This is a genomic window from Eggerthella sp. AM16-19, from assembly GCF_003474385.1.
Lineage (GTDB): Bacteria > Actinomycetota > Coriobacteriia > Coriobacteriales > Eggerthellaceae > Senegalimassilia.
In genome coordinates, this window is record NZ_QUCY01000008.1 from 1 (window position 1) to 23,216 (window position 23,216).

Sequence of the window (23,216 nt, forward strand, 5' to 3'; positions counted from 1 at the left end):
CATCGCCGACGCGGCTTACACCGCACCCCCAGAAACGTTACGCCGTGAACTCTTTCTGCGAAATCATCGCTTTCCGCCATGCGAGGTTATTGCGGATGGCAAATGACGTGGGCATAGCCGCACGGAGAAGCACGCTATCATGGTGCAAGCACAACTTCGAACCATTTGGAGCATCATATGAACTTCAACAACGTAACCTTCGAGCGCTCGTTCGGCATCTCGTCGCAGCTGCCGCCCTCGACGCTTCCGGAAGTGGCGTTCGCCGGCCGTTCGAACGTGGGCAAGTCGTCCATGCTCAACGCCCTATTCGGCCGCAAGAGCCTGGCGAAGGTCTCGCAGAAGCCCGGCAAGACGTCCACCATCAACTTCTTCGCCACCGAAGGCGCCCGCTTCGTCGACTTGCCCGGCTACGGCTACGCGCGCGTGGCGAAATCCGAGAAGGGCCGCTGGGCGGAGCTGATCGAGGGCTATTTCAACCAGGACCGCAACTTCGCGCTGGTGGTCAGCCTGGTGGACATCCGCCACGAGGCCCAGCAGCTCGACTTGAACATGATCAACTTCCTCATGGAGGCGGGGCTTCCGTTCGCCGTGGTGCTCACGAAGGCTGATAAGCTCTCCCGTAACCAGCAGAACAAGCAGGTTGCCGTGCTACGCCGCCAGCTTGCCCTGCCCGACGACGTGCCCATGCTGGTGACGTCCAGCGAGAAGCGCGAGGGATTCGACGCCTTGCGCAAGCTCATCACACAGGCCTGCGAGGGCTAACGCGGTATCGCGAAAGCGCGAGCGCGCGCCGATCGGGGTTGCATGCCCCGCTGCCCATGAGGCCGAATACCCCTGGGCATGATCGGGTCGGCGCCCTTTCGCCAGCCCCGGCTCCAAGCAGCCATTCCTGCCGAGCCAGCACCCCCGCAAACGCGAACGAGCCCCAAGCTGGTGGAACAGCTTGGGGCTCGTTGTTTGCTGCAAGTATTTCGGCGCCGCCGGCTTACATGCTGGTCGATGTGCCGCTAAAGCGTGAAGCGCTACCAGGGGCGAACGATGATCATGTCGGACTGCACGGAGCTGACGCATACCGTTTGACCGAAGGTTGGTGCATGGATCATCTGCCCGCCGCCGATATAGATGCCGCAATGCGACCAGCTGGTGCAGATGTCGCCAGGTTGCGGGTCGGACACCTGGGACATGCCCATGAACGTGTACGTGGTGCCGTAGCGCGAATAGCTGCCGGTCAGCGCATAGCTGACAAGACCGGAGCAGTCGAAGCTGTCAGGGCCGACGCCGCCCCACTCGTACGGCGCGCCGATGCAGCTGTATGCACGGTCGACGATGGCATTGCCCGTAGAGGCGTTGTAAGACGGAGCCCAGCTGCTGGAGCTGCTGGAACCGCCCGAGTTGTCGGTATTACCCGAATTGCCGTTATCGGTCCAACCGGTGTTGCCGGCGTCACCGGAATCGTCGGTCCACGTGTTGCCGCCACCGTTATCGGCAGCGCCGCCGTTACCGCCGTTACCGCCGGCATTGGCGTTGTTGTTCGTGGCACCGGCGATGCCCATACGCTGGGTAGCCTGGGCGGCGGACTGGTCGACGGTCTGCTGAGCGGTTGCGGCAGCGGCAGCGGCCTGTGCGGCACGCTCTTCCTCCACCAGCGTTGCTACCTCGGCCGAAAGGCCGTCATAGGTCTGCTGCATGGAGTTAACGGTGGCCTGAGCCTCGTCCTGGATCTGCTTGGCCTCGGATGCCTTGGCAGCAGCGGTGCGGGACTGCTCGTCGAACGTGGCCTTCTGCTCTTGCGCCTCGGTGCGCAAATCCTTGTTGCGCTGCACGAGCTCGGCATCGTTATCGTTGACCTTGTTCAGCAGGTCCCAGTTCGTGGCGAACTCGCTGAACGAGGTGGAGCCGAGCAGCAAGTCCAAAAACGAGCTGGCGCCCGTGCGGTACATGCTTTGCGCGCGATCGCCCAAACGGGACTGCACATCGGCGATCTCGACGTTGATCTGGTCGATGCGCTCCTGAGCCTGATCGGCGGACTGCTGGGCCTGAGCCTGCTCCTCGAGCGCCTGGCCGTAGTCGGCCGATGCCTGATCGAGCTGGTGCTGCATGGAGTTGAGCGAGGCCAGGACCGCCTGGGCCTCGGCCTGCTTGGAAGATGAATCAGGGGTGGCGAATGCCAGCTGCGGGACCATAAGGCCGCAGGATAGGACGCAAGCCATCGCTCCACCGGCGATGCGGCGGCGCAGCTTCATTTCCTGTTGCATGCACGAACCTCCTTCTCGGTTGCAAAATCGCTTACGCCACTGTATCACCCTGGCAACAAGCGCGGTACCTTTTGCACTGAACGGGCATACGCCCAAGTGAGGCTACCTGCATACATGGAGAACGGACAGGTGGGGCGAAACCGGGGTTTCCGCCCCGGCCCGCTCCAGCCACCCGTTCCTCGCGGCGCCTTGCGCCGTCCCCTAGCCGCGGAAGCCCGCGTCCTCCTTATGGCGCGACGGGTCGTCGGCCGCGGAGGTTGCCAGCGCATCGCAGCGCTCGTTCTCGGCATGGCCGGCGTGGCCCTTGACCCAGACGAACTCCACGTCATGAGGCTCCTTGGCCTTGAGCATGCGCTTCCACAGATCGGAGTTCTTCACCGGCTGCTTCTGCGAGTTCTTCCACCCGCGCTTGAGCCAGCCGTCCACCCAGTGTTGGTTGAACGCGTTCACCAGATATTGGGAATCGGAGTACAGCGTCACGTGGCACGGGCGTTTGAGGGCCTCGAGGGCCACGATGGCGCCGAGCAGTTCCATGCGGTTGTTCGTGGTGCAGCGATACCCCTGAGAGAACTCCCGCTCGTGCACCCCGCCCTTGCTGTCGATGAAACGCAGGATGCTGCCATACCCGCCCGGCCCGGGGTTGCCCCGCGAGGCGCCGTCGGAATACAAATCAACGTGCATATGCAAACCAATCTTTCCGCACCCATGAAAAGACCGGCCAGCCGCGTTGCCGCAGCTGGCCAGCCTGATGGGATGCCGTGCTTTGAAACCCTACTTGAATTGCGAGGGATGCTTCGAGAAGAAGTCGAAGCGCGGGGGAAGCTCGCGGATGCGATGGCGTCCGTCCTCGAGCTCGGCGCCGTGGCACAGCTCGTCCATGCCCTCGAAATCGAAGTTCCAGCTGAAGAAGTCGTCGAACTCGAAGCTGAGGTAATCGGCGATCTTCTCGCAACCCTTCGGCACCACGGGGTGCATGAGCAGCGTGGATACGCGAAGCAGGTAGAAGCAGTCCACGAGCACCTGACGGCGCAGCTGCTCGTCGCCTTCCTTCTCGGCGGTGCGGATGTTGTCCGTCCAGTACTTGTTCGCCCAGCGGATGAACGTGTCCATAATGGACATGACCGTGTGCAGCTCCGCCTTGTGCATGGTCTTGTCGTACTCGTTCATGCAGGCGTGCACACGCTCACGCACCTCAGGCGACACCTCGCCGAGCGGCATCCAGCCCTCGAAGTTCTTCTGCGCCTCATAGAAGCAGCTGCGGGCAAGGCGGTTGAACACGTTGGTGAGCAGCGTGCCCTCCTTGAGAACCGGGTCTGCCACGCGCGGGTCGTTGCGCTTCGCCTCGTCGGGATCGAAGGGCTTGGGCTTGAAGCCCACGGACTTCTGGTCCAGGCCAAGGGCCAGGAAGTGCGCGCGCAGCTGCTCGACGGTGTAGTGCTCCAGTAGCTCATCGGCCGTCGGCGGCTTGACCGAGCCCGACGACGAGGCCTTCTTGTTCCCGAGCAGAATGTGATGGTTGGCGATGAGGCTGGTCTGGCGCAGGGGCGTGTCCGTCTCGCCAGGCGTGAGGATATCGCCCGGGCGCAGCGCCTCGATGAGCGCCGGCTGGGCAACGCCGTAGAAGTACAGGTTGTCCTGGCCGATGAACTGGTAGACCTGCGCGTCCTCCGAGCACCAGAAGTCGCGCCAGCTGCCGCGCGGCAGGCCCATCTTGTCGTTGACGGCCATGGTGAAGCTCATGGGAGCCCACAGGCTTTCGGGCCAGCACCACACCGTCAGGCCCTCGAGCCCGTCGATGACCGGGGCCTTCACGCCCCACTCGATGTTGCCGGTGATGCGGAAGGGGACGAGCGCCTTGCCCGTGCGGAAGCGGATGCCCGCCGTGGCAAGCACATCGCGCGCCGCATCGCGGTCGTCGATGGTATCGAACTCGATCTCGAAGGACTGCTTGCCCTTCTCGGCTTCATGGTACTGGTGATGCGCGAGCTTGTCGGCGATTTCCAGGTACTGGTCGTACAGCTCGTTTTTGATGTAGACCACCGGCGGGGCTAAGAACTCCTTGATGGTCTGCGGCACGATGGGGCGCACCTCGGGGTCGGCCTCAAGGGCCTCCACGTGCTTTTTCAGGAAGCCATTGAACGCCGGCAGGTCGAAGTACCAGTTCTCCACCGGGCGCATCTCGGGCGTGACGCCGGTGAGCGAGGACTTCGGTGCGATAAGGTCCTCAGGCGCGTAGCTGTGGCCCAGGTCGCACTCGTCGGCGTAGGCGTGCTCGGACTTGCAGCCCTGCACGGGGCAGTGGCCCTGTACCTGGCGGCCGTTCAGGAACGTGCCCGCCTCGGGGTCGTAGAACTGCAGCGTCGCGCGCTTCTGCAGCCAGCCGTTCTCATGCAGCTTCTTGATGAAGGCCTCGCTGATGAGCTGGTGGACCTCGCCGGAATGCCCGATGTTGGAGCCTTCGTAGATATCAAGGCTGATGTCATAGGAATCCAGCGTGTCCTTTTGACGGTTGTGGTTGCGCAGCACGTAATCCTCGATGGTGCCGTCGAACTGCCCGGCCTCCACCAGCTTGCGGTAGCCCTCGTTGATGGGCGAGCCGAAGCAGTCCGTGCCGCTGATGAAGCGGACGTTCTCCGCGCCGATGCGGTCACGCAGGAAGCGCGCGAAGCAGTCGGCGGGCACGAACACGCCGGCGATATGCCCGAAATGCAGCGGCTTGTTGCCGTAGGGCATGCCGGCCGTGACCACCGCGCGCTTGGGCCAGACAACCGTTTCGTTATTGTCATGCATTGTCGCCATCTATATATGTCTCCCCTAGAACTCCAGGTTTGCGTTTGCGTTCCCGTTGTTGTGCTGAGCCTTTTTCGCCGTGCGCATGAGGAACTCGTCGTTGTCGTCGGTGCGCTTCAAGGACTTGATGAGCATGTCCATGGCGCGCTCGGTGTTGTTCGTGTTCGCAAGGATGCGGCGAACCGCCCAGATGAGCGGGGCCTTCTGCGGGTCGAGCAGCAGGTCCTCCTTGCGCGTTCCCGACGCCACCGGGTCGATGGCCGGGAAGATGCGGCGATCTGCCAGGTTACGGTCGAGCTTGAGCTCCATGTTGCCCGTGCCCTTGAACTCCTCGAAGATGACCTCGTCCATCTTCGAGCCTGTTTCCACCAGAGCCGAAGCGAGGATGGTCAGGCTGCCGCCGCCCTCGATGTTTCGGGCCGCGCCCAGGAACTTCTTCGGCGGATACAGGGCCGTGGAATCCACGCCGCCGGACAGGATGCGACCGGATGCGGGCTGCGCAAGGTTGTAGGCGCGCGCCAGGCGCGTGAGGCTGTCGAGCAGCACCACGACGTCCTTGCCATCCTCCACCAGGCGCTTTGCGCGCTCGATGACCAGCTCGGAAACCTGGATGTGGTTTTCCGTGGGCATATCGAAGGTGGAGGAGATGACCTCGCCCTTGATGGAGCGCTGCATGTCCGTGACTTCCTCGGGGCGCTCGTCGACCAGAAGGCACATGAGGTGCACCTCGGGGTTGTTGGCGCTGATGGCCGCGGCGATGTCCTTCAGGATGGTGGTCTTGCCGGCCTTCGGCGGGCTGACGATCAGGCCGCGCTGGCCCTTGCCGATGGGGCTGACCAGGTCGATGACGCGAGCCGTGATGGTGGTCTGGCCATGCTCCATGGTCAGGCACTCGTCGGGATAGACCGGCGTGAGGTCGCCGAAGCGCACGCGACGGCCCAGCTCCTCGACGGGCTTGCCGTTGACGGTGGCCACCTTCTGCACGGCAGCGTACTTCTCGTTGGGGCGCGCCGGGCGCGTGGTGCCGGTGAGCTTGTCGCCCTTGCGCAGGCCGTTGCGGCGGATGGTGGAAAGCCCCACGTAGCAGTCCTGCTCGCTGGGCAGATAGCCGTTGGTGCGCAGGAAGCCGTAGCCGTCCTGCATGATGTCGAGGATGCCCTCGACCTCCACGAAGCCCTCCGCCTTCAGGGACGCGTCGTATACGGCGTCGATGAGCTCGGCCTTCTTCAGGCCCGCCACGTCGACGTCGAGCTCGGCGGCTTTCGCGCGCAGCTCGGCCACCTTGAGCTTGGCAAGGTCGTCCTTGTTGACGCTGGGGACCACTTCGCGGTTGTTATTGCGTTGATGACGCTGGTGACGGTCGTTGCGGTCGTTGCGGTCGTTGCCGTTCTTGCGGCCGTTGCGATCGCCGCGGTCGTTGCGCTGGTGGCGGTCGGCACCAGCGTTGCCGGAGCTGCGGCCCTCGGCGCGCTCGGCGCCTTCGCGGGTATCGGATTTGCCGCGGCCCTCATGCTGTTCGGAGCGGCCCTCGCGGTTGGCGCCCTGGGCGCGCACCGATTTGCGCGGGGTGCGCGCGGCGCGTGTCGCACGGCCCGGGGCCATATCCTTCACGGGTGCCTGCTGGTCGGAGCCGGCTGCTTCGGCGGGAGCCTGCACGGCTTCGACGGTTTCCGCGGCTTCGGGGGCCTGCTGCTTGCCGGATGCGTCCTGCGCGGGGACCGCCTGAGCGGCGACGGGCGCAGTGGCGATCTTCTTGTGCGAACGGCCCGGACGGCGCCTTGCCGGCGTGCCGGTTACCGTCTCGGCGGGATGGGCGGCCTCGGCGGCCTGCGCCTTGGATGCGGCGGCCTCGGGCTCGGCAGGAGCCTCCTTCGCCTTTTTCGCCTTCGCCGCGGATGTGGGCTTCGCGACAGATTCGGCCTTTGCGGCGGCATCTGCCTTCGCAGCAGGGGCGGATTCGGCCTTCTGAGCGGGCGCGGCCTTCTTACGAGGACGACCCGGACGGCGCTTGGCCGGCGTTTTCGGGATGCTATCGGCCCCATCGACCGGAGCGTCGGATGCGGCGTCGGAGGAAGCCTCGGAAGAGGCCTTGCCCGACGAGGCGGCGCTTTTGCGCGGACGGCCCGGGCGGCGCTTGGGAGCAGCCGGCGCCGCATCGGCCGCGGGGGCGCCCTGCTGCGGTGCCTCCGCTACATTCTGCTCGTCGCTCATGCGTTAGCTACCTTCTCCCAGTCCTTCATGAAGGAGTCCAAGCCGCGGTCGGTGAGCGGATGCTGCACCATCTTCTTCAGCACGCCGAACGGGACGGTGGCGATGTCGGCGCCCATGAGCGCGCACTGCGTGACATGGTTGGCGCTGCGCACGGAGGCGGCGATGATCTCGATCTGCTCGCCGTTGGCGGTGTTGGCCGTGAAGTCGTAGTTGTTGATGGCGGTGACGATGTTGCCGACCTGCTCGAGGCCGTCCTCGGAGATGTCATCGAAACGGCCGATGAACGGGCTGATGTAGCGGGCGCCGGCGCGTGCGGCCAGCAGCGCCTGCGGCACGCTGAAGCACAGCGTCATGTTCACCGGGATGCCCTCGGCGGCCAGCGTGTGCGTGGCGGCCAGGCCCTCGACCATGGTGGGGATCTTCACCACGATGTTCGGGGCGATCTCGGCCAGCTTGCGGCCGTCGGCGACGATCTCGTCGCGCGTCATGGCGACGGACTCGGCGGAAACCGGGCAGTCCGGGCCGACGATGTCGCAGATGCGCTTCATGTGGTTATGGAAGTCATCCAACTTGCCGCCGATCTTGGCGTACAGCGACGGGTTGGTGGTGACGCCTGCCAGCGCACCCCAGCTAGCAGCCTCTTCGATTTCGGCTAGATCTGCCGTGTCCAGAAAGAACTTCACCCTTATTCCTCCTTATATATATGGGTTGTTACCCGCTTTGCGCATAGAAAGAGCGTTGATGAGAAGCGGGAACTTGATGATGGGAAGGGTTTCCTTCGAGAAAATAAAGCTAGGGGCAGAATAGCGCAGGCGCCGGGCGCGCGCAAGCAAGTCACCGCGGATAACCACCCGAAGCGCATGACCGGGCACGATAGAGCAGAAGCAATAGAATAGCCGGGCTGGCACCCGGCTATTGATTCGATAACACTGCGCCGCCCGCCACTCCAGAAGTTTGACAGCCTATGGAGCGAGCTTCGCCGGTGTTGCTACTAGCATAACGGCGCTCATTCGTTTTTTCAGGTTATCTATTCAACCGCCATGGCTGCACTGCCATGGCCAACGCCCATATCCTTTCATTGCGTTTATTTCGGCGCCGCGCGTTCTCCACCGCCTCGGTTGGGTGCGACCAGACGTCATTCGTCAGCATAGCGGATGACGGCGAAGCAGCTACTCGAACTTGGCCAGCGTGCGAAAGAAACAGCTGGTGGCGCCGGTGTGGCATGCGGGGCCCGCCGGATGCACGAGGGCTAGAAGCGTATCGGCATCACAATCATAACGAAGCTCGACGACCTTCTGCGTGTTGCCGCTAGTGGCGCCCTTGTGCCACAGCTCCTGGCGGCTGCGGCTCCAAAACACCGTCTCGCCGCGCTCGAGCGTCAGCGCCAGGCTCTCGGCGTTCATCCACGCCATCATGAGTACCTCGCGCGTTTCCACGTCCTGCACGATGCACGGGATCAGCCCGTCGGCGTTGTATTTCAGCTCGGGAAGCTCGGTTTGCATGGATAATCCTTTCTACAGGCGCACGGGGATGCCCTGGCTGCGCATGTACTCCTTGACCTGGGTTACCGTGAACTCGCCGAAGTGGAAGACGCTGGCGGCCAGCACCGCGTCGGCCTCGCCGTCGATGATGCCCTCGGCGAAGTGCTCGAGCTTGCCCACGCCGCCGCTGGCGATGACGGGGATGTCCACCGCCCGCGCCACCGCGCGAGTGAGCGCGCAGTCGAAGCCGTCCTTGCTGCCGTCGCGGTCCATGCTGGTCAGCAAGATCTCGCCCGCGCCGCGACGCGCCGCCTCGACCGCCCATTCCACGGCGTCGATGCCGGTTGCGGTGCGGCCGCCGTGCACGTAGACCTCCCACTTGTTGGGGTTGCCGGCCATCTGCTTCGCATCGATGGCGCACAGGATGGCCTGCGTGCCGAACGCCGCGGCGGCGTCGGAGATGAGCTGCGGGTTGTCCACCGCCGCGCTGTTGACCGACACCTTGTCGGCGCCGGCGGCGATCATGCGGCGGATGTCGGCGACGCTACGGAACCCGCCGCCCACGCAGTACGGCAGATGCAGCTGCGCGCTGGCGCGGCTTGCAAGGTCCACCGTGGTCTCGCGCTTGTCGCTGGTGGCGGTGATATCAAGGAAGATCACCTCGTCGGCGCGCTGCTCGTCGTAGCGCTGCGCCAGCTCGATGGGGTCGCCCGCATCGCGCAGGTTCACGAAGTTGACCCCCTTCACCACACGGCCGTCCTTCACGTCCATGCAGGGGATCACGCGTTTTGCCAACATATATTTGCTCCTCAACGGCTCGGGGAAAGGGAAATCGGCGGGAAGGCGCCGGCAGCCTCGTTGCGGGACCGGGAAACGTCGCGCACAGGTGCGCACAGCGCCCGGCTTCGCCGCGAAGCAAACGGCAGACGCTCTTGCGTCGTTAAGATCGCGAAGCGGTCAACTCGGCGCAAAGGGCGACGCCGGCGGCCACGTCGAGCGTGCCCTCGTACACGGCGCGGCCGGTGATAACGCCCTCGATGCTTTCCGCCACCGGCGCCAGGCGCTCGATGTCGGCGAGGCTTGCCACGCCGCCGCTGGCGATGACGGGGTTGCCGAACGCGTTCGCCATGTCGACGTAGGCCTGCACGTCGATGCCGGTCTGCATGCCGTCGCGCGCGATGTCGGTGTAGACGATGTGCTTGAACCCGGCGGCGCCCATCGCGCGCGCCAAGTCGGCGGCGGCCACGCCCGAGCCCTCGATCCAACCCGAAACGGCCACTTCCCCGCCCTTCGCGTCGATGCCGGCGGTCAGGCGGTCGCCGCCCACCGCGGCTATGGCTGCGTGCGCGAGCTCGGGGTCGTTCACGAGCGCGGTGCCCAGCACCATGCGCGCCGCACCGGCATCGGCCAGGCGCTTCAGCGTCTCCAGGCTGCGGATGCCGCCGCCGATCTCGACGGAAAGCGACGTCTCGCGCACGATGCGCTCAACGATGGCGATGTTCTCCGGGACGCCGCTGCGCGCGCCGTCCAGGTCGACCACGTGCACCCATTGGGCACCGGCCTGCTCGAAGACGCGCGCCTGCGCCACGGGGTCGTCGTTGTACACGGTCACCTGGTTGTAATCGCCTTTCGCCAAGCGAACGGCCTTGCCGCCCAGGATATCGATTGCGGGGAGCAGGTACATGGCAGCCTCCTAGCCTTGCAAGGCGGGCGATGCCGCCTTGGCGATCTCGACGAAGTTGCGCAGCACGGCCGCGCCGGCGTCCGAGCTTTTCTCGGGATGGAACTGAACGCCGAACGCGTTGCCCTTCTGAACGGCGCACGGGAACGTCACGCTGTGCGTGGTGTGTGCGATGGCGAACGGCCCGTCAGGCGCGATGTAGCTGTGGGTGAAGTAGAAGTACGTGCCCGAGGGAATGCCTGCGAACAGCGGGCTCTCCGCCGCGCCAGCGGGGAAATCGACGGTGTTCCAGCCCACGTGCGGGACCTTGTACGCACGGCCCTCGGCGTCCTGGCGCGGCATGCGCCCCACGCATCCGGGCAGCACGCCCAGGCCGCGCGGGTTGCCGTCGGCGCCGGCGCCTTCCACGCCCTCCTCGAACAGCAGGTGCTCACCCAGGCATATGCCCAGAAACGGCACCTCTTCCGCGATGCGGCGACGAATGACCTCGGTCTGGCCGAGCTCGTCCATGGTTGCCGCCGCGTCGGCGAACGCGCCCACGCCCGGCAAGACGATGGCGTCGGCGGCGGCTATCTCAGCGGCGTCGTCGGTGATGCGGGCATCGGCTCCGGCGGCGCGCAAACCGCGCTCGACGGAAAGCAGATTGCCCTTCTTGTAGTCAACAACAGCGATCATAGGCGTCTCTTACATCTCGCAGATCCAATAAAAGTCAGTGAGGGCGGTGCGCCCCAAACGAAGCTTGAGCAGTGGCTCACCGCAGCCGCCCGCGACATCGAGCGACCCGGCTGCCGTCAGGCGGCGCTGCCAGGCTTACAGCATCCCCTTCGTGGACGGCAGCGCGTCGCCCATGCGGGGGTCGGGCTCGCAGGCCTGACGCATGGCGCGCGCCACGGCCTTGAACATGCCCTCGATGACGTGGTGCGTGTTCTCGCCTGCCAGCTGGCGGATGTGCAACGTGACGCCGGCGTTGGCGGCGAAGGCGATGAAGAACTCCTTCGCCAGCGTGGCGTCGAAGGCGCCCACCATCACCGCGAGAACTTCGGCGTCCCAGTACAGCTGGCCGCGCCCCGAGATGTCAACGGCCGCCATGATGAGCGCCTCGTCCATGGGCATGGCGATGTCGCCGAAGCGGCGGATGCCGCGCTTGTCGCCGAGCGCCTGCGCGAACGCCTGCCCCATGACGATGCCCGTGTCCTCCACCGAGTGATGGCCGTCCACCTCAAGGTCGCCCTTGCAGCACACCTGCAGGTCGAACAGGCCGTGGCGCCCGAACGCGGTGAGCATGTGATCGAAAAACCCGATGCCCGTCTCCACGTCCGTGGCGCCCGTGCCGTCAAGGTCGACGGACAGGTCGATGTCGGTCTCCTTCGTGGTTCGCGCGATGTGCGCAACGCGTTCGCTCATTGCCGTTCACCTTTCTTTCGTCGTGTGCGCATCGATTCCGGACAGTTGCCGCTACGTCCCCGAAGCCCCCGGCCTTACTTCGACAGGATCTCCCGCAGCGCGGTCAGGAACTCGTCGTTCTCCTCGGGGCTGCCGATGGAGACGCGCAGGCAATCCTGCAGCATGGGCGCACGGCTGAAGTCGCGCACGAGGATGCCGCGGTCGTAGAGCTGCTGCCAAACCTCCCCCGCGCCCTCTGTGCGGAACAGGATGTAGTTGGCGTTCGAGGGGTACGCCGTGATGCCCGGCATCTGCGAGAGCTCGCGGAACACGCGCCCGCGCTCCGAGACGATCTGCATGATGCCGTGCTCGAACTTCGCGCGGTTGCGGAAGACCACGCGCGCGATGGCTTGCGACACCGCATCCACCGAGTACGGCTGGCGCACCTTCAAGAACTCGCGGATGACCTCGGGGTTTCCCAGCAGGTAGCCCACGCGCACGCCGGCAAGCGAGAACGCTTTGGAGAACGTGCGCAGGATGACCAGGTTCTTGTGCTGCGCCAGGTAGGGGCGCACCGTGCCGCGCGAGAACTCGAAGTACGCCTCGTCGACCATGACAAGCGCGTCGGTGGCATCGAGCAGGCGCAGGATGAAACGCTCGTCGGCCAGGTCGCCCGTGGGGTTGTTCGGGCTGGTGACGATGACGTAGTCGATGTCGCCGCGCGCCACGCGGGACAGCACCTCCTCCTCGTCGATGGTGTAATCGGCGCGGCGCGGGATGTCGACCACCTCGGTGTTGGTGAGCTCGGCGTTGTTCTGATACACCGAGAACGTGGGCGGCATGTTGAGGAACTTGCGCCCCGGCCCGCCCCAGGCAAGCGCCATATCGAACAGCAGCTCGTCGCCTCCGTTGCCCACGAGCACGCAATCGCGGTCAAGGCCGTTGGCCTCGGCGATCATGTCGCGCAGCTCGTTGGCCAAGGGGTCGGGATAGCGGTTGAAGGCCACCTTGTTGATTTCGCGCTTGATCTCGTTGCGGACCTCGGTCTCCACGTCGCAAGGGTTCTCGTTGGCCGACAGGTACGCGCGCGCCGGGAGGTACTTCGGGTCGTAGGGCGTGATGTCGGCAAGCTGCGGGGCGGATGCTCGGACGCTATTCATCGGCACCGTCCAAACCATAGATGTCGCCGGTCTCCACCAGAGCCTTACGCAGCTCGACGCTGCGGGCATGCGCCCACAGGCCCTCGTGACGGGCGATGGCGATGACGGCGTCTGCGTCGTTTGCCAGCGACTTCGCGGAATACTGGATGACGCTGGAGTGCTTGACGAACTCGTCAGTGGAAAGCGGCGAGGCATAGCGCGCGGTGCCGCCGGTGGGAAGCGTGTGGTTGGGGCCGGCAACGTAGTCGCCCACGGCCTCGGGGGTCCACTCGCCCACGAAGATGGCGCCGGCGTTGCGGATGGCGCCGAGTTGCTCGAACGCGCCGTCGAAGTGCAGCTCCAGGTGCTCGGGGGCGATGACGTTGACGGACTGGATGGCCTGCTCCATGGAGTCACAGATGACCACAAGGCCCTGATCAGCCAGCGAGGCGGTGGTGATCTCGGCGCGCGTGGAAGCCTTCATGTGGCCCTCGATGGCGGCTTCGACCTTATCGGCGTAGCCCTCGTCGAACGTGACCAGGTAGCAGCTTGCCAGCGGGTCGTGCTCGGCCTGGGCCATGAGGTCGATGGCCACCATGGCAGGGTCGGCGGTCTCATCGGCCACGACGCACACCTCGGAGGGGCCGGCGATCATATCGATTCCCACGTCGCCGGAGACGATCTTCTTCGCAGCCGCCACGAACGCGTTGCCAGGGCCTGTGATCTTGCAGACCGGCTCGATGGTCTCGGTGCCGTAGGCCAGCGCCGCCACGGCCTGGGCGCCGCCCACCGTGTAGATCTCGGTGACGCCGGCCAGGCGGCAGGCCTCGAGCACCACCGGGTCGATGCTGCCGTCCTTGGTGGGCGGCGTAACGCACACGATGCGCTCGACGCCGGCGACCGCGGCGGGCAGGGCGTTCATGAGCACCGTGGACGGGTACAGCGCACGGCCGCCGGGCACGTAGATGCCAACGCTTTCAAGCGGGGTGACCTTCGCACCGACCAGGGCGCCGTCCTCGCGCACGGAGAACCAGCTCTGCTTGACCTGGCGCTCGTGGAACTCGCGGATCTGCTTGGCGGCCTTCTTGAGCGCCCCCTCGGTTTTGGGATCGACCTTCGCCGCGGCGGCCTCGATGGCCTCGGCCGGCACGCGGAAGTCCTCGATGGCAACGCCGTCGAAGCGCTCGGTCAGCTCGCGCAGGGCCGCATCGCCCTGTTCGCGAACCTGCTCGATGATGTTCGTTGCCGCCTCCATGGCGCGGGCGTTGAACGCGCCCGTGCGCTTGAGGTGCTTGTTGGAGAATTGCTCGCCTTTGTTCAGGATGACGCGACGCATGTTGTCCTTCTTTCCATATACACGCCGGATGACCCCTCCGGCCTCTTCCACGATGATACCTTGTCGGGGCCGCGCCAGCGAGCAGACGCCTCCCCGGCCTTGACGTTGCAGCGTCCGACCCCTGGGCGCCTGCGGGCGCGAAGCCCTGACCAGCTGTTATTAGGTCGCCGGCTCGGGCGACTGCACGCCGCCGGCGATGACCGTCGCCTCCCACTTGCCCGCCGCGGCGCCGGCGCGCATGGCATCGGCCAGCTCCACGATGCGCGCATCGGTGCGCAGCGAGGTGCCGTTGGCGAAGAAGCGGGCCGTCGATGACAGCACGTCCTCTACGATGACCAGGTTGTTCTCGCGCAACGTGGTGCCCGTGGCCGTGATGTCAACGATGCGCTCGGCCAATCCAGTCAATGGTGCCAGCTCAATGTTTCCGTGCAGTTTCACGATCTCGACTTGGGTGCCGGTTTTCGCGTAATGGGCGCGCGTGATGTTGGGATACTTCGTAGCGATGCGGATGGAGCCGAGGCGACGATAGTGCTCGGCGGTCTGCTCGGCGGCGCCGGCGGGCTCGGCCACCACGAAGCGGCAGGAGCCGAACTTCAGGTCGGCAAGCTCAACCACCTCAGGCTGCGCCTCGAGCAGCGAGTCCTCGCCGCAGATGCCGCAATCGGCCGCGCCGAGCTCCACGAACGCCGGGGCGTCGGAGGGGCGCACGATGATGTACTCCACGCCCGGGTTGCGGATGATGAGCTGACGACCGGGGTTGTCCAGCCCCGTGACATCCAAGCCGCATGCCGCCAGGCACGCGATGGAATCGACGTTGAGCGAGCCCTTCGGCACGGCGATGCGCAGCGGGCGTTGACCGGTGCCCGACGCGAAGCGCTCGTCGGCGGCCGCGGCGGCAGCCATGGCGCGCTCGAGGAAGAACGCGAAACCGGCGGCGGGGCGGCTTTCGCCGTATGCCCCGATGGTGTTGTCGTAGCGGCCGCCGCTGCCCAGCGGGCTTCCCAACCCCGGCGCGTAGGCTTCGAACACGATGCCGGTGTAGTAATCGAAGCTGCTCATGACGGAGAAGTCGACCTGGATGCTGTCCGCCAGGCCCGCAGCCTCCAGCAGGTCGAACGCCTGCTCCAGGCCGTCAAGGCCCGTCTCGCAGCCCAGCGGGGCCACCAGCGCGCGCACCTCGGCGATGGCGGCGCGCCCGCCGCGGATGCGGGCGAGCTTGCCGATGGCCTGGGCGAACACCGGCGGAACGCCCTGCGCGCCGTCGCCTGAGGTCAGCTCGTCGAGCGTGACGAAGTTCGACGTGTGGTACGCATCGAGCACCGCCTGGCGCCACTGCGGCGCAGCACCGCAGCTTGCGAGCAGCGCGCGCAGCACCGACACCGATGCGAGCGCGATCTTGAAGTCGGCCACGCCGGCGAGCTTGAGCGATTCGGCCAGCAGGCCCACCACCTCGGCGTCGGCCGCCGCGCCCGCCTGGCCGATGAGCTCGACGCCCATCTGCGTGGTCTCGCGCGGCTCGGCGCGTGTCTGGCCCTCGGCCTCGCGGAATACCCGCTGCATGTAGCGGAAGCGGAACGGCCCGGGCTGGCCCGCCAGGCGCGTGGCGCACATGCGTGCGATCTGCAGCGTGACGTCGGGACGCATGGCAAGCAAATCGCCGCGCGCGTCGAAGAGCTTGAACGGGGTACCCGGCAGCCTGCCGCCGGCCTGCAGCACGTCCATCACCTCGAGTGTGGGCGTTTCCACCGGAAGATAGCCCTTGGCCGCCATGTTGGCCTGCACCGCTTGGGCCGCCTGCTCGCGCAGCACCGCCTCATCGGTGAGCACGTCGCGGAAACCCGAAGGCGTCACGGAGTTCATCTGATTCATCCTGCCTTTCATCGTGCGGTTGCGGGCATCGGCCCGTGTCGTTTGCAGATGAGGGAACGGGCGCGAGCGCGGGGCGCTTCTGCAGCATCATTCCCAAATGCCGTCCGATACTTTAGCACAGTAGAGTGATAAAGCAAGAAACTTGACCGATTTTTTGCAGAAGCGGGCGAAAGATCCGGAGAACTCCCCTTTTCGGGCGCAAAACGTCATAATCGTCCCTATTCGCAACGCGGGATAAGCACGCCGCGGGCGAAGCAAGCAAGAATGTCTTCACAGAAAGCGCCGCTATGCCGAACCTGTTCTCAGACCATACCGTCGTCCTTGCCGGCTACGGCTTCAGCGCCGACGGGCCCTACCTTACGATCAACGACCTGGACGAGGGCACGGTCGGCTACGTGCCCGTGCTCGGGCGCACGTTCTCGCTGCGCCAGCTGCCGCGCCGGCGCTGCATCGGCCGCATCGACCTTCGAACACACGAGCGGAGCACGTGCCCGCTGAACGCGGAGCTGCTGCCCGACGGCAAGGAGGACATGTGCCCGGCATGCATCGAGGCGACCGGCTTCAACCCCTCGTTTTACTTCAGCAGCTACATCTCGCCGCAACAACGTGAGTACAACCAAACGCCGCATTACGTGTACCTGGCGTACTTCGCGCCGAGCTATGTGAAGGCGGGTATCTCGAGCGAAACGCGCGGCATCGAGCGCCTGCTCGAGCAAGGCGCCCGCGCGGCGCGCGTGGTCGGGCGCTTCACCTGCGCCGATGACGCTCGCGCGCTTGAGGCGGCGCTGTGCTCGCAGGACGGCGTAGCCGAGACCATGCGCGCATCGCTCAAGGCGAAGCTGCTGGCCGACGCGCCATACAGCTTCGAGGAGGCTTGCCACGAGCTGCGCACGGCGGCCGACAGGCTCGAAGACGTCGACGCGGTGGCGCAGGCCGGTTTCTCGCCCGAGGACGCGCTCGACCTTTCGCCGTACTACTTCGGCGGGCCGTCCCCCGACGCGCACACCATGCAGCTGCCCGAAGGCGAAGGCTTCGCGGACGTGTGCGGCGGCGTGTGCGCGGGCATGGTCGGCGCAAACCTGGTGTTTTGGCAGGACGGGACGAACTTCATCGTGCCGATCAAGGATTGGGAATCCCACGAGATCGAGTTTTTGGACGACGAGATCGCCTGCGAATACGCCAGCGAGCCCCAGCAGATCTCGCTGTTCTAGCGCACCGCGCCGGCGCCCGGCAAACGCAAGAAGCGCCGCCCGGATTTCCGGGCGGCGCTTCGTTTGCGAACCTATGTCATGCGAAATGCACCTTCGCGTGCAGCGGTTTTCGCACGCAATCCACTCGCAACCACGCAACGCAGCTGCGACCGACGGCGGTTACGCCTTGTTGACGTCGGCGTCCACAGCCTCTTCGAAGTACTCCTTCACAGGGCCGGCGCCGAAGTCCTTCACCTCGTCGAGGTGCCAGCAGTCGGTCTGGGGCATGCCCGGGACGTTGTCCGCCACGAACACCGGGTCCTTGCCGGCGGCGCGCTGCTCGGAGTAGTCCTTCAGCGCCGCAAGCGCCCACTTGCCCAGAAGCAGGATGGCGATGAGGTTCATCATGGCCATAAGGCCCATGAAGATGTCGGCCAGGTTCCAAGCCAGATCGAAGCTGTTCACCGCACCGTAGAAGATGACCGCCAGGCACGCCAGACGGAAGATGATCAGCGCCGCCTTGGAGTCGTTCTTGATGAAGCGGAAGTTGCTCTCGGCGTAGAAGTAGTTGCCGATGAGGCTGGAGTAGGCGAACATGAAGATAGCGAACGTGATGAAGTGGATGCCCATGGGGCCCACGGAGTTGTTCACGGCCATCTGCACGAGAGGCATGCCGTTGAGGCCCTCGGCCGCAGCGGGATCCTGCACGTAGAACACCAGTACCATCATGGCCGAGCAGGTGCAGATGACGAGCGTGTCGATGTAGACCGACAGGCTTTGCACGAGGCCCTGCTTGACCGGGTGGGAAACGCTGGCGGTGGCGGCGGCGTTAGGAGCCGAGCCCATGCCCGCCTCGTTGGAGTACAGGCCGCGCTTGATGCCGAGCATGACCACCGAGCCGGCGAAGCCGCCGAAGATGGACTGGAAGTCGAAGGCGCTTTCGAACATCAGGCCGAACACGGCGGGCAGCCAGGTGATGTTGGCGATGGTGGTCCACAGCGCGATGGCGATGTAGGCGATGGCCATGACCGGCACGATGATGGACGTGATCACGCTGATGCGCTTCGAGCCGCCGAAGATGACGCCGGCGGTAAACACCACCAGGCCCAGACCCGCTGCCACGGCCACGCCGTTGGTGGCGTAGTCGGGGATGTAGTACTCAAGCGCGCTGCATGCGTTGAACGCCTGCAGGCCGTTGAAGCCGAACGCGAAGCACAGGATGAGCAGCACGCTGAACAGCACGCCGAGCTTGCGGCTGCCGAGCGCCTGATGGATATAGTAAGCCGGGCCGCCGCGGAACTCGCCGTCGGTGCCGCGCACCTTCCAGATCTGGGCGAGCGTGGACTCGACGAAGGCCGACGCGGCGCCCACCAGAGCCATGAGCCACATCCAGAACACGGCGCCCGGGCCGCCCGCGGCGATGGCCGTTGCCACGCCGGCGATGTTGCCCGTGCCCACGCGGCTTGCGGTGGAGACCATGAGAGCCTGGAACGACGAGATGGAGCGCTCGCCCTGCACGTGCTTCTTCTCGGTCAGCTGCTTGAACATGTCCTTGATGAAGCGGATCTGCACGCCCTTGGTGCGGATGGTGAAGTACACGCCCACTGCGACCAGCAGGATGAGCAGGATGTACGTGTACATGAAGCCGTCGATCTCACCTGTGACATCGACAAGCCATGCGTTGAAATCCATGATGGCTTTCCCCTTTCCTCGATACGAAACTGATTCCCTGGATTTGTGCAAACGCACAAGAATTCACGGAAACGTCACTATACCTTATTTTGAAACAAATTGGTAACAAGCGCGGTTCCCATGCCTATTCCCTGGCGTTTGTGTTCCTCGTTGTGCTTTTTCACCTTGTCCGGCTTACGACCGCTCAAAAGGCTATCATGGTCACTTACCGAATACTGGGCAACGATGCGTAAGGGGCGCACATGCTTTCAGAACGATTTCTCACGAATCTTGTCAAGGGGATGACCAAACGCCATCTCGACCTTCAGCCTACCGACGAGCACTTCTTTCCCGACCCAAAGCCCGACACCAAGTACATGTTGTACCTGCACGTGCCGTTTTGCCAGGTCCTGTGCCCGTATTGCAGCTTCAACCGCTACGTGTTCCATGAGGACATCGCACGCACGTACTTCAAGAACCTGCGCCGCGAGATGATGATGCTCAAGGAGCGCGGCTGGGATTTTGAGACGCTGTACTTCGGCGGCGGCACCCCCACCATCCTGCTCGATGAGCTGTGCGAGACCATCGACCTTGCCCGCGACAACTTCCACATCAAGGAAGTGGGCGTGGAAACGAACCCGAACCACCTTGCCGAGCCGTGGCTTTCCGAGATGAAGGGCCGCGTGCAGCGCCTGTCCGTGGGCGTGCAGAGCTTCAACAACGACCTGCTCAAGCAGATGGACCGCTACAAGAAGTACGGCAGCGGCGAGGAGATCTTCGAGCGCATCGGGCAGGCCGCACCCTACTTCGACAGCGTGAACGTGGACATGATCTTCAACTTCCCCAGCCAAACGGAGGACATCCTGCTGGACGACCTTGAGAAGATCGTGGCCTGCGGGGCGCGTCAAACCACGTTCAGCCCGCTGTACGTCTCAAACGCCACCACGCGCAAGATGGAGAAGTCGCTGGGCAAGATGGACTACAACCGCGAGTTCCGCTACTACCAGATCCTCGACGAGGTGCTGTGCGGCGGCGAGCATCCCTTCTTCAGCCGCGACACCATCTGGACGTTCAACCGCTTGAACCAGCAGGGCGCCCACGACCATAACCTGTACGCCGAGGAGCTGCAGGTTGCCTACAACGAGTACCCCGGCATCGGCAGCGGCTCGATCACGCACCTCAACGGCGCGCTGTACGTGAACACGTTCAGCCTGAAGGAGTACAACGAGGCCATTGAAGCCGGGCACATGTCCATCATGGGCAAGTGCGTCATGAGCAAGCGCGACCTGGCCCGTTACTATTTCCTTCTGCACCTCTACCAGCTGCGCTTGGACAAGAACGACTTCAAGAAGCAGTTCGGCTGCAGCATCGAACGCCTGCTGCCGGCGGAGATGGCGTTCTACCGCGCGCATCGCGCGTTCGCCACCGACAACCGCGACGAGCTGACACTGACCACCATGGGGCGCTATCTGACGCTCATCCTGTACCGTCAGTTCCTCTCGGGCATGAACAACCTGCGCGACCAGGCACGCGATGCGCTTGACGGCGAGGAGCACAACCTGCTGTTCGGCGACGAGACGAACTGCAGCGCCTGCCTGGAATAGCCTGGGCTTCGCAACGTTTTTAATGGGCGGCATCGCGCAAGATGCCGCCTTTTTTCGCGCTGAAGCGCCGGTTTTGCGGCGAATTCCTTGCGGCCCACCTGGGAAATGCACCAAATCGTGGAAAGTGTCCCCTTGCGGCGCGCGGAAAGCGCTCCTATACTCCCAAACCAAGATATCTGTTCAGGGCGAGGTGAAATCCCTCACTGGCGGTGACGTCCCACGCTGCACGAAGCAGTAGGGCAAAGTCCGCGACCCTGGCAGGTTGCAAGCAGGCGGCCCCGTGGCCGCAGCGTCGCAACCCGTCAGGCTGATCTGGTGAGAATCCAGGACCAACGGTTACAGTCCGGATGGAAGAACAGGAGCACGAAAGCACACGGCCCCGGCCGGTGCCTGCTGCGGCATTCCGCAGCACCAAGGATGCATGGCAGCGCTTCGGCGCCTGTCGCGCGTCCCTATTCGTCGCTTATCAACGCCCGCAGATTCCCTGCGGGCGTTTTTTCATGCCTGGACCCCGCAGGGCGGCCGCAAGAGAAAGGGCACCCTATGGCAGGCATACCCGAACAACGATGCGAGGCGAACGTGGACGCCGGAGCGCAGGGGGCCGCACCGGCGGCGCTCGGCGCCGACGATGCCCGCTTCATGCGCCGCGCCATCGAGCTGGCCTGGCGCGGTTGGGGCTGGACGAACCCGAACCCGCTGGTGGGCTGCGTGCTCGTGCGCGACGGCCGCATCATCGGCGAGGGCTGGCACGAGAAGTGCGGGCAGGCGCACGCCGAACGCAACGCGCTTGCCGACTGCGCGCGCCGAGCCGCCGATGACGCTGCGGAGGCGGAACGCGCCGACGACGCGCCGGCAGGCGACCCGGCCCGTGGCCATGCGCGCGGGGCGACGGCCTACGTGACGCTGGAGCCGTGCTGCCACACCGGCAAGCAGCCCCCGTGCACCGAGGCGCTCATCGCCGCCGGCGTCGCCCGCGTGGTGGTGGGCAGCCGCGACCCGAACCCGCTGGTGGCGGGCAAAGGGTCGGCTTGGCTGCGCGAAGCCGGCATCCGCGTGGACGAGGACGCGCTGCGCGGCGAATGCGACGAGCTCAACCCCATCTTCTTCCGCTTCATCAGCCGCAAAGCCCCATACGTGGTGGCGAAATGGGCCATGAGCGCCGACGGCAAGATCGCCTGCGCTTCCGGCGACGCCCGCTGGGTGAGCGGCCCCGAATCGCGCCGCGACACCCACGAGCTGCGCCATCGCCTGGCCGCCATCACCGTGGGCATCAACACAGTGATCGCCGACGACCCGCTGCTCACCTGCCGTCGCGAGGGCGAGCCCGGCAACCAGCCGCTGCGCGTGGTGCTCGATTCGCGCCTGCGCATCCCCGAGGATTGCGCGCTCGTACGCTCGTGCGCGCAAGGCGAGGACCCGCTTGCGGTGGCCACCTGCGCCAGCGTGGACGACCCCGCGACCGACGCCGGCGCGAAGGCGCAACGCCTGCACGCGCTGGGCGTGGAGGTGCTGCGCGTCCCGCAAGACGACGCAGGCCGCGTCGCCATCCGACCGCTTTTGCACGCGCTGGGCGAGAAAGGCATCGACTCGCTGCTCGTCGAAGGCGGGTCGGGGATCCACGGCGCCTTCTTCGACGAGGGTGCGGTGGACGAGGCCGTGGTCTACCTTGCCCCGAAGGTGGTCGGCGGTGCCGATGCGCCGGGCCCCGTTGCAGGCGCAGGCGCCGCGCGGATGACCGAGGCCGCGGTGCTGGGTCGCCCGAGGGCGCACGCGCTCGGCGACGACCTGAAGATCACGTTCGCGCCGACGGGCGCCGCCCGCGTGGCCGATCACACCCCCGCTTCGCGTGACGCGCTCGGCGCAACGACCCCCGCAATGCAAGGAGGCGACCTATGTTCACCGGCATCGTAGAGGAGACGGGGCGCGTGACGAGCGTTCCCGCGCCCGGACGCGCGGGCCGGCTGGCCATCAAGGCGTCCCGCGTGCTCGAGGGCACGCGCATCGGCGACAGCATCGCCGTCAACGGCGTGTGCCTCACCGCCACCGAGCTCCTACCCGACGGCTTCGCCGCCGACGTGATGCCGCAGACGCTCTCGCACTCCAACCTGGGTGCGCTGCGCGCCGGCAGCCCCGTGAACCTGGAGCGGGCCATGGCGGCCGACGGCCGGTTCGGCGGGCACATCGTCTCTGGGCACATCGACGGGACCGGCACCGTGCGCCGCGTGCGCCGCGACCAGAACGCCGTCCGCTTCACCATCGGCGCCTCCGCCGGCATCATGGCGCTCATCGTGGCGCAAGGCTCCATCACCGTCGACGGCATCAGCCTGACGGTAGCGGACCTTTACGACGACGCGTTCGAGGTGTCGGTCATCCCGCATACGGCTGCCGAGACCACGCTCGGGTCGCACCGCCCCGGCAGCACGGTGAACCTGGAGAACGATGTGGTGGGCAAGTACGTGCAACGGTTGCTGTACAACAAGAACCGGAACACCGGGACGCCCGAAGCCGAACGCGCGGATAAACCCGCTTCCCCGCCCCTGACCTTGGAATACCTTGCCGCGAACGGCTTCTAGCACAGCAGCACAAACCCCTTCCCTATCCCGCAA

Annotated in this window: 19 protein-coding genes and 1 riboswitch; of the genes, 5 read left to right on the top strand and 14 right to left on the bottom strand. The window is 65.5% G+C overall.

Annotated elements, in window-relative coordinates:
• Positions 1–177: 177 nt before the first annotated feature.
• Positions 178–762 carry a ribosome biogenesis GTP-binding protein YihA/YsxC gene (gene yihA, locus DW178_RS04250; RefSeq protein WP_118349843.1) on the top strand — a complete coding sequence of 195 codons (585 nt, stop codon included), beginning with the start codon at positions 178–180 and terminating at the stop codon, positions 760–762.
• Positions 763–1,022: 260 nt separating this feature from the next.
• Here yihA and DW178_RS04255 read toward each other — a convergent pair whose 3' ends face one another.
• The 13 genes from DW178_RS04255 to hisZ all read right to left on the bottom strand — a co-directional run bounded on the left by DW178_RS04255 (position 1,023) and on the right by hisZ (position 16,145).
• Positions 1,023–2,255: a coiled-coil domain-containing protein gene (locus DW178_RS04255; protein WP_281624707.1), complete on the bottom strand. Its 1,233-nt coding sequence runs from the start codon at positions 2,253–2,255 to the stop codon at positions 1,023–1,025.
• A gap of 201 nt (positions 2,256–2,456) precedes the next feature.
• Entirely contained in the window at positions 2,457–2,936 is a 480-nt protein-coding gene (gene rnhA, locus DW178_RS04260; RefSeq protein WP_042432824.1) for a ribonuclease HI, read from the bottom strand.
• 90 nt (positions 2,937–3,026) lie between these two features.
• Positions 3,027–5,045, bottom strand: a complete 2,019-nt coding sequence (locus tag DW178_RS04265) for a methionine--tRNA ligase (RefSeq protein WP_502695381.1) — start codon at positions 5,043–5,045, stop codon at positions 3,027–3,029.
• Positions 5,046–5,069: 24 nt separating this feature from the next.
• Positions 5,070–7,256, bottom strand: a complete 2,187-nt coding sequence (gene rho / locus DW178_RS04270) for a transcription termination factor Rho (protein ID WP_475619072.1) — start codon at positions 7,254–7,256, stop codon at positions 5,070–5,072.
• Positions 7,253–7,939: a fructose-6-phosphate aldolase gene (fsa, locus tag DW178_RS04275; RefSeq protein WP_118349845.1), complete on the bottom strand. Its 687-nt coding sequence runs from the start codon at positions 7,937–7,939 to the stop codon at positions 7,253–7,255. The genes rho and fsa overlap by 4 nt, the downstream gene beginning before the upstream one ends.
• Positions 7,940–8,425: 486 nt before the next feature.
• Positions 8,426–8,758, bottom strand: coding sequence for a phosphoribosyl-AMP cyclohydrolase (gene hisI / locus DW178_RS04280; protein ID WP_114620213.1), 333 nt, complete (start codon positions 8,756–8,758; stop codon positions 8,426–8,428).
• Between the two features lie 12 nt (positions 8,759–8,770).
• Entirely contained in the window at positions 8,771–9,535 is a 765-nt protein-coding gene (gene hisF, locus DW178_RS04285) for an imidazole glycerol phosphate synthase subunit HisF (protein WP_118349846.1), read from the bottom strand.
• A gap of 142 nt (positions 9,536–9,677) precedes the next feature.
• The gene (gene hisA / locus DW178_RS04290) at positions 9,678–10,421 is read right to left on the bottom strand and encodes a 1-(5-phosphoribosyl)-5-[(5-phosphoribosylamino)methylideneamino]imidazole-4-carboxamide isomerase (protein ID WP_118349847.1); all 744 of its coding nucleotides are present in this window, start codon (positions 10,419–10,421) and stop codon (positions 9,678–9,680) included.
• Between the two features lie 9 nt (positions 10,422–10,430).
• Complete coding sequence (gene hisH / locus DW178_RS04295) at positions 10,431–11,093, bottom strand: imidazole glycerol phosphate synthase subunit HisH (RefSeq protein ID WP_118349848.1); 663 nt, start codon at positions 11,091–11,093, stop codon at positions 10,431–10,433.
• A 135-nt stretch (positions 11,094–11,228) separates the two neighbouring features.
• A complete protein-coding gene (gene hisB, locus DW178_RS04300; protein ID WP_118349849.1) occupies positions 11,229–11,822 on the bottom strand; it encodes an imidazoleglycerol-phosphate dehydratase HisB in 594 nt (197 codons plus the stop codon).
• A 74-nt stretch (positions 11,823–11,896) separates the two neighbouring features.
• The gene (gene hisC, locus DW178_RS04305; protein WP_118349905.1) at positions 11,897–12,961 is read right to left on the bottom strand and encodes a histidinol-phosphate transaminase; all 1,065 of its coding nucleotides are present in this window, start codon (positions 12,959–12,961) and stop codon (positions 11,897–11,899) included.
• Complete coding sequence (gene hisD / locus DW178_RS04310) at positions 12,954–14,327, bottom strand: histidinol dehydrogenase (RefSeq protein ID WP_286168507.1); 1,374 nt, start codon at positions 14,325–14,327, stop codon at positions 12,954–12,956. The genes hisC and hisD overlap by 8 nt, the downstream gene beginning before the upstream one ends.
• A gap of 108 nt (positions 14,328–14,435) precedes the next feature.
• Positions 14,436–16,145: an ATP phosphoribosyltransferase regulatory subunit gene (hisZ, locus tag DW178_RS04315; protein ID WP_286168508.1), complete on the bottom strand. Its 1,710-nt coding sequence runs from the start codon at positions 16,143–16,145 to the stop codon at positions 14,436–14,438.
• Between the two features lie 287 nt (positions 16,146–16,432).
• On the opposite strand from hisZ, the gene DW178_RS04320 reads away from it, so the two are divergent.
• The gene (locus DW178_RS04320) at positions 16,433–17,356 is read left to right on the top strand and encodes a DUF2797 domain-containing protein (protein ID WP_118349852.1); all 924 of its coding nucleotides are present in this window, start codon (positions 16,433–16,435) and stop codon (positions 17,354–17,356) included.
• 159 nt (positions 17,357–17,515) lie between these two features.
• Here DW178_RS04320 and DW178_RS04325 read toward each other — a convergent pair whose 3' ends face one another.
• Positions 17,516–19,027: an alanine/glycine:cation symporter family protein gene (locus DW178_RS04325; protein WP_118349853.1), complete on the bottom strand. Its 1,512-nt coding sequence runs from the start codon at positions 19,025–19,027 to the stop codon at positions 17,516–17,518.
• Positions 19,028–19,269: 242 nt separating this feature from the next.
• On the opposite strand from DW178_RS04325, the gene DW178_RS04330 reads away from it, so the two are divergent.
• From DW178_RS04330 to DW178_RS04340, 3 genes are all read left to right on the top strand, one after another.
• Positions 19,270–20,610 (top strand): coproporphyrinogen III oxidase family protein, encoded by a 1,341-nt coding sequence (locus DW178_RS04330; protein ID WP_118349854.1) that lies wholly within the window; start codon positions 19,270–19,272, stop codon positions 20,608–20,610.
• Between the two features lie 172 nt (positions 20,611–20,782).
• Positions 20,783–20,973: riboswitch (FMN riboswitch) on the top strand.
• A gap of 180 nt (positions 20,974–21,153) precedes the next feature.
• Positions 21,154–22,521, top strand: coding sequence for a bifunctional diaminohydroxyphosphoribosylaminopyrimidine deaminase/5-amino-6-(5-phosphoribosylamino)uracil reductase RibD (gene ribD / locus DW178_RS04335; RefSeq protein WP_118349855.1), 1,368 nt, complete (start codon positions 21,154–21,156; stop codon positions 22,519–22,521).
• Complete coding sequence (locus DW178_RS04340; protein WP_118349856.1) at positions 22,503–23,183, top strand: riboflavin synthase; 681 nt, start codon at positions 22,503–22,505, stop codon at positions 23,181–23,183. The genes ribD and DW178_RS04340 overlap by 19 nt, the downstream gene beginning before the upstream one ends.
• Positions 23,184–23,216 lie beyond the last annotated feature (33 nt).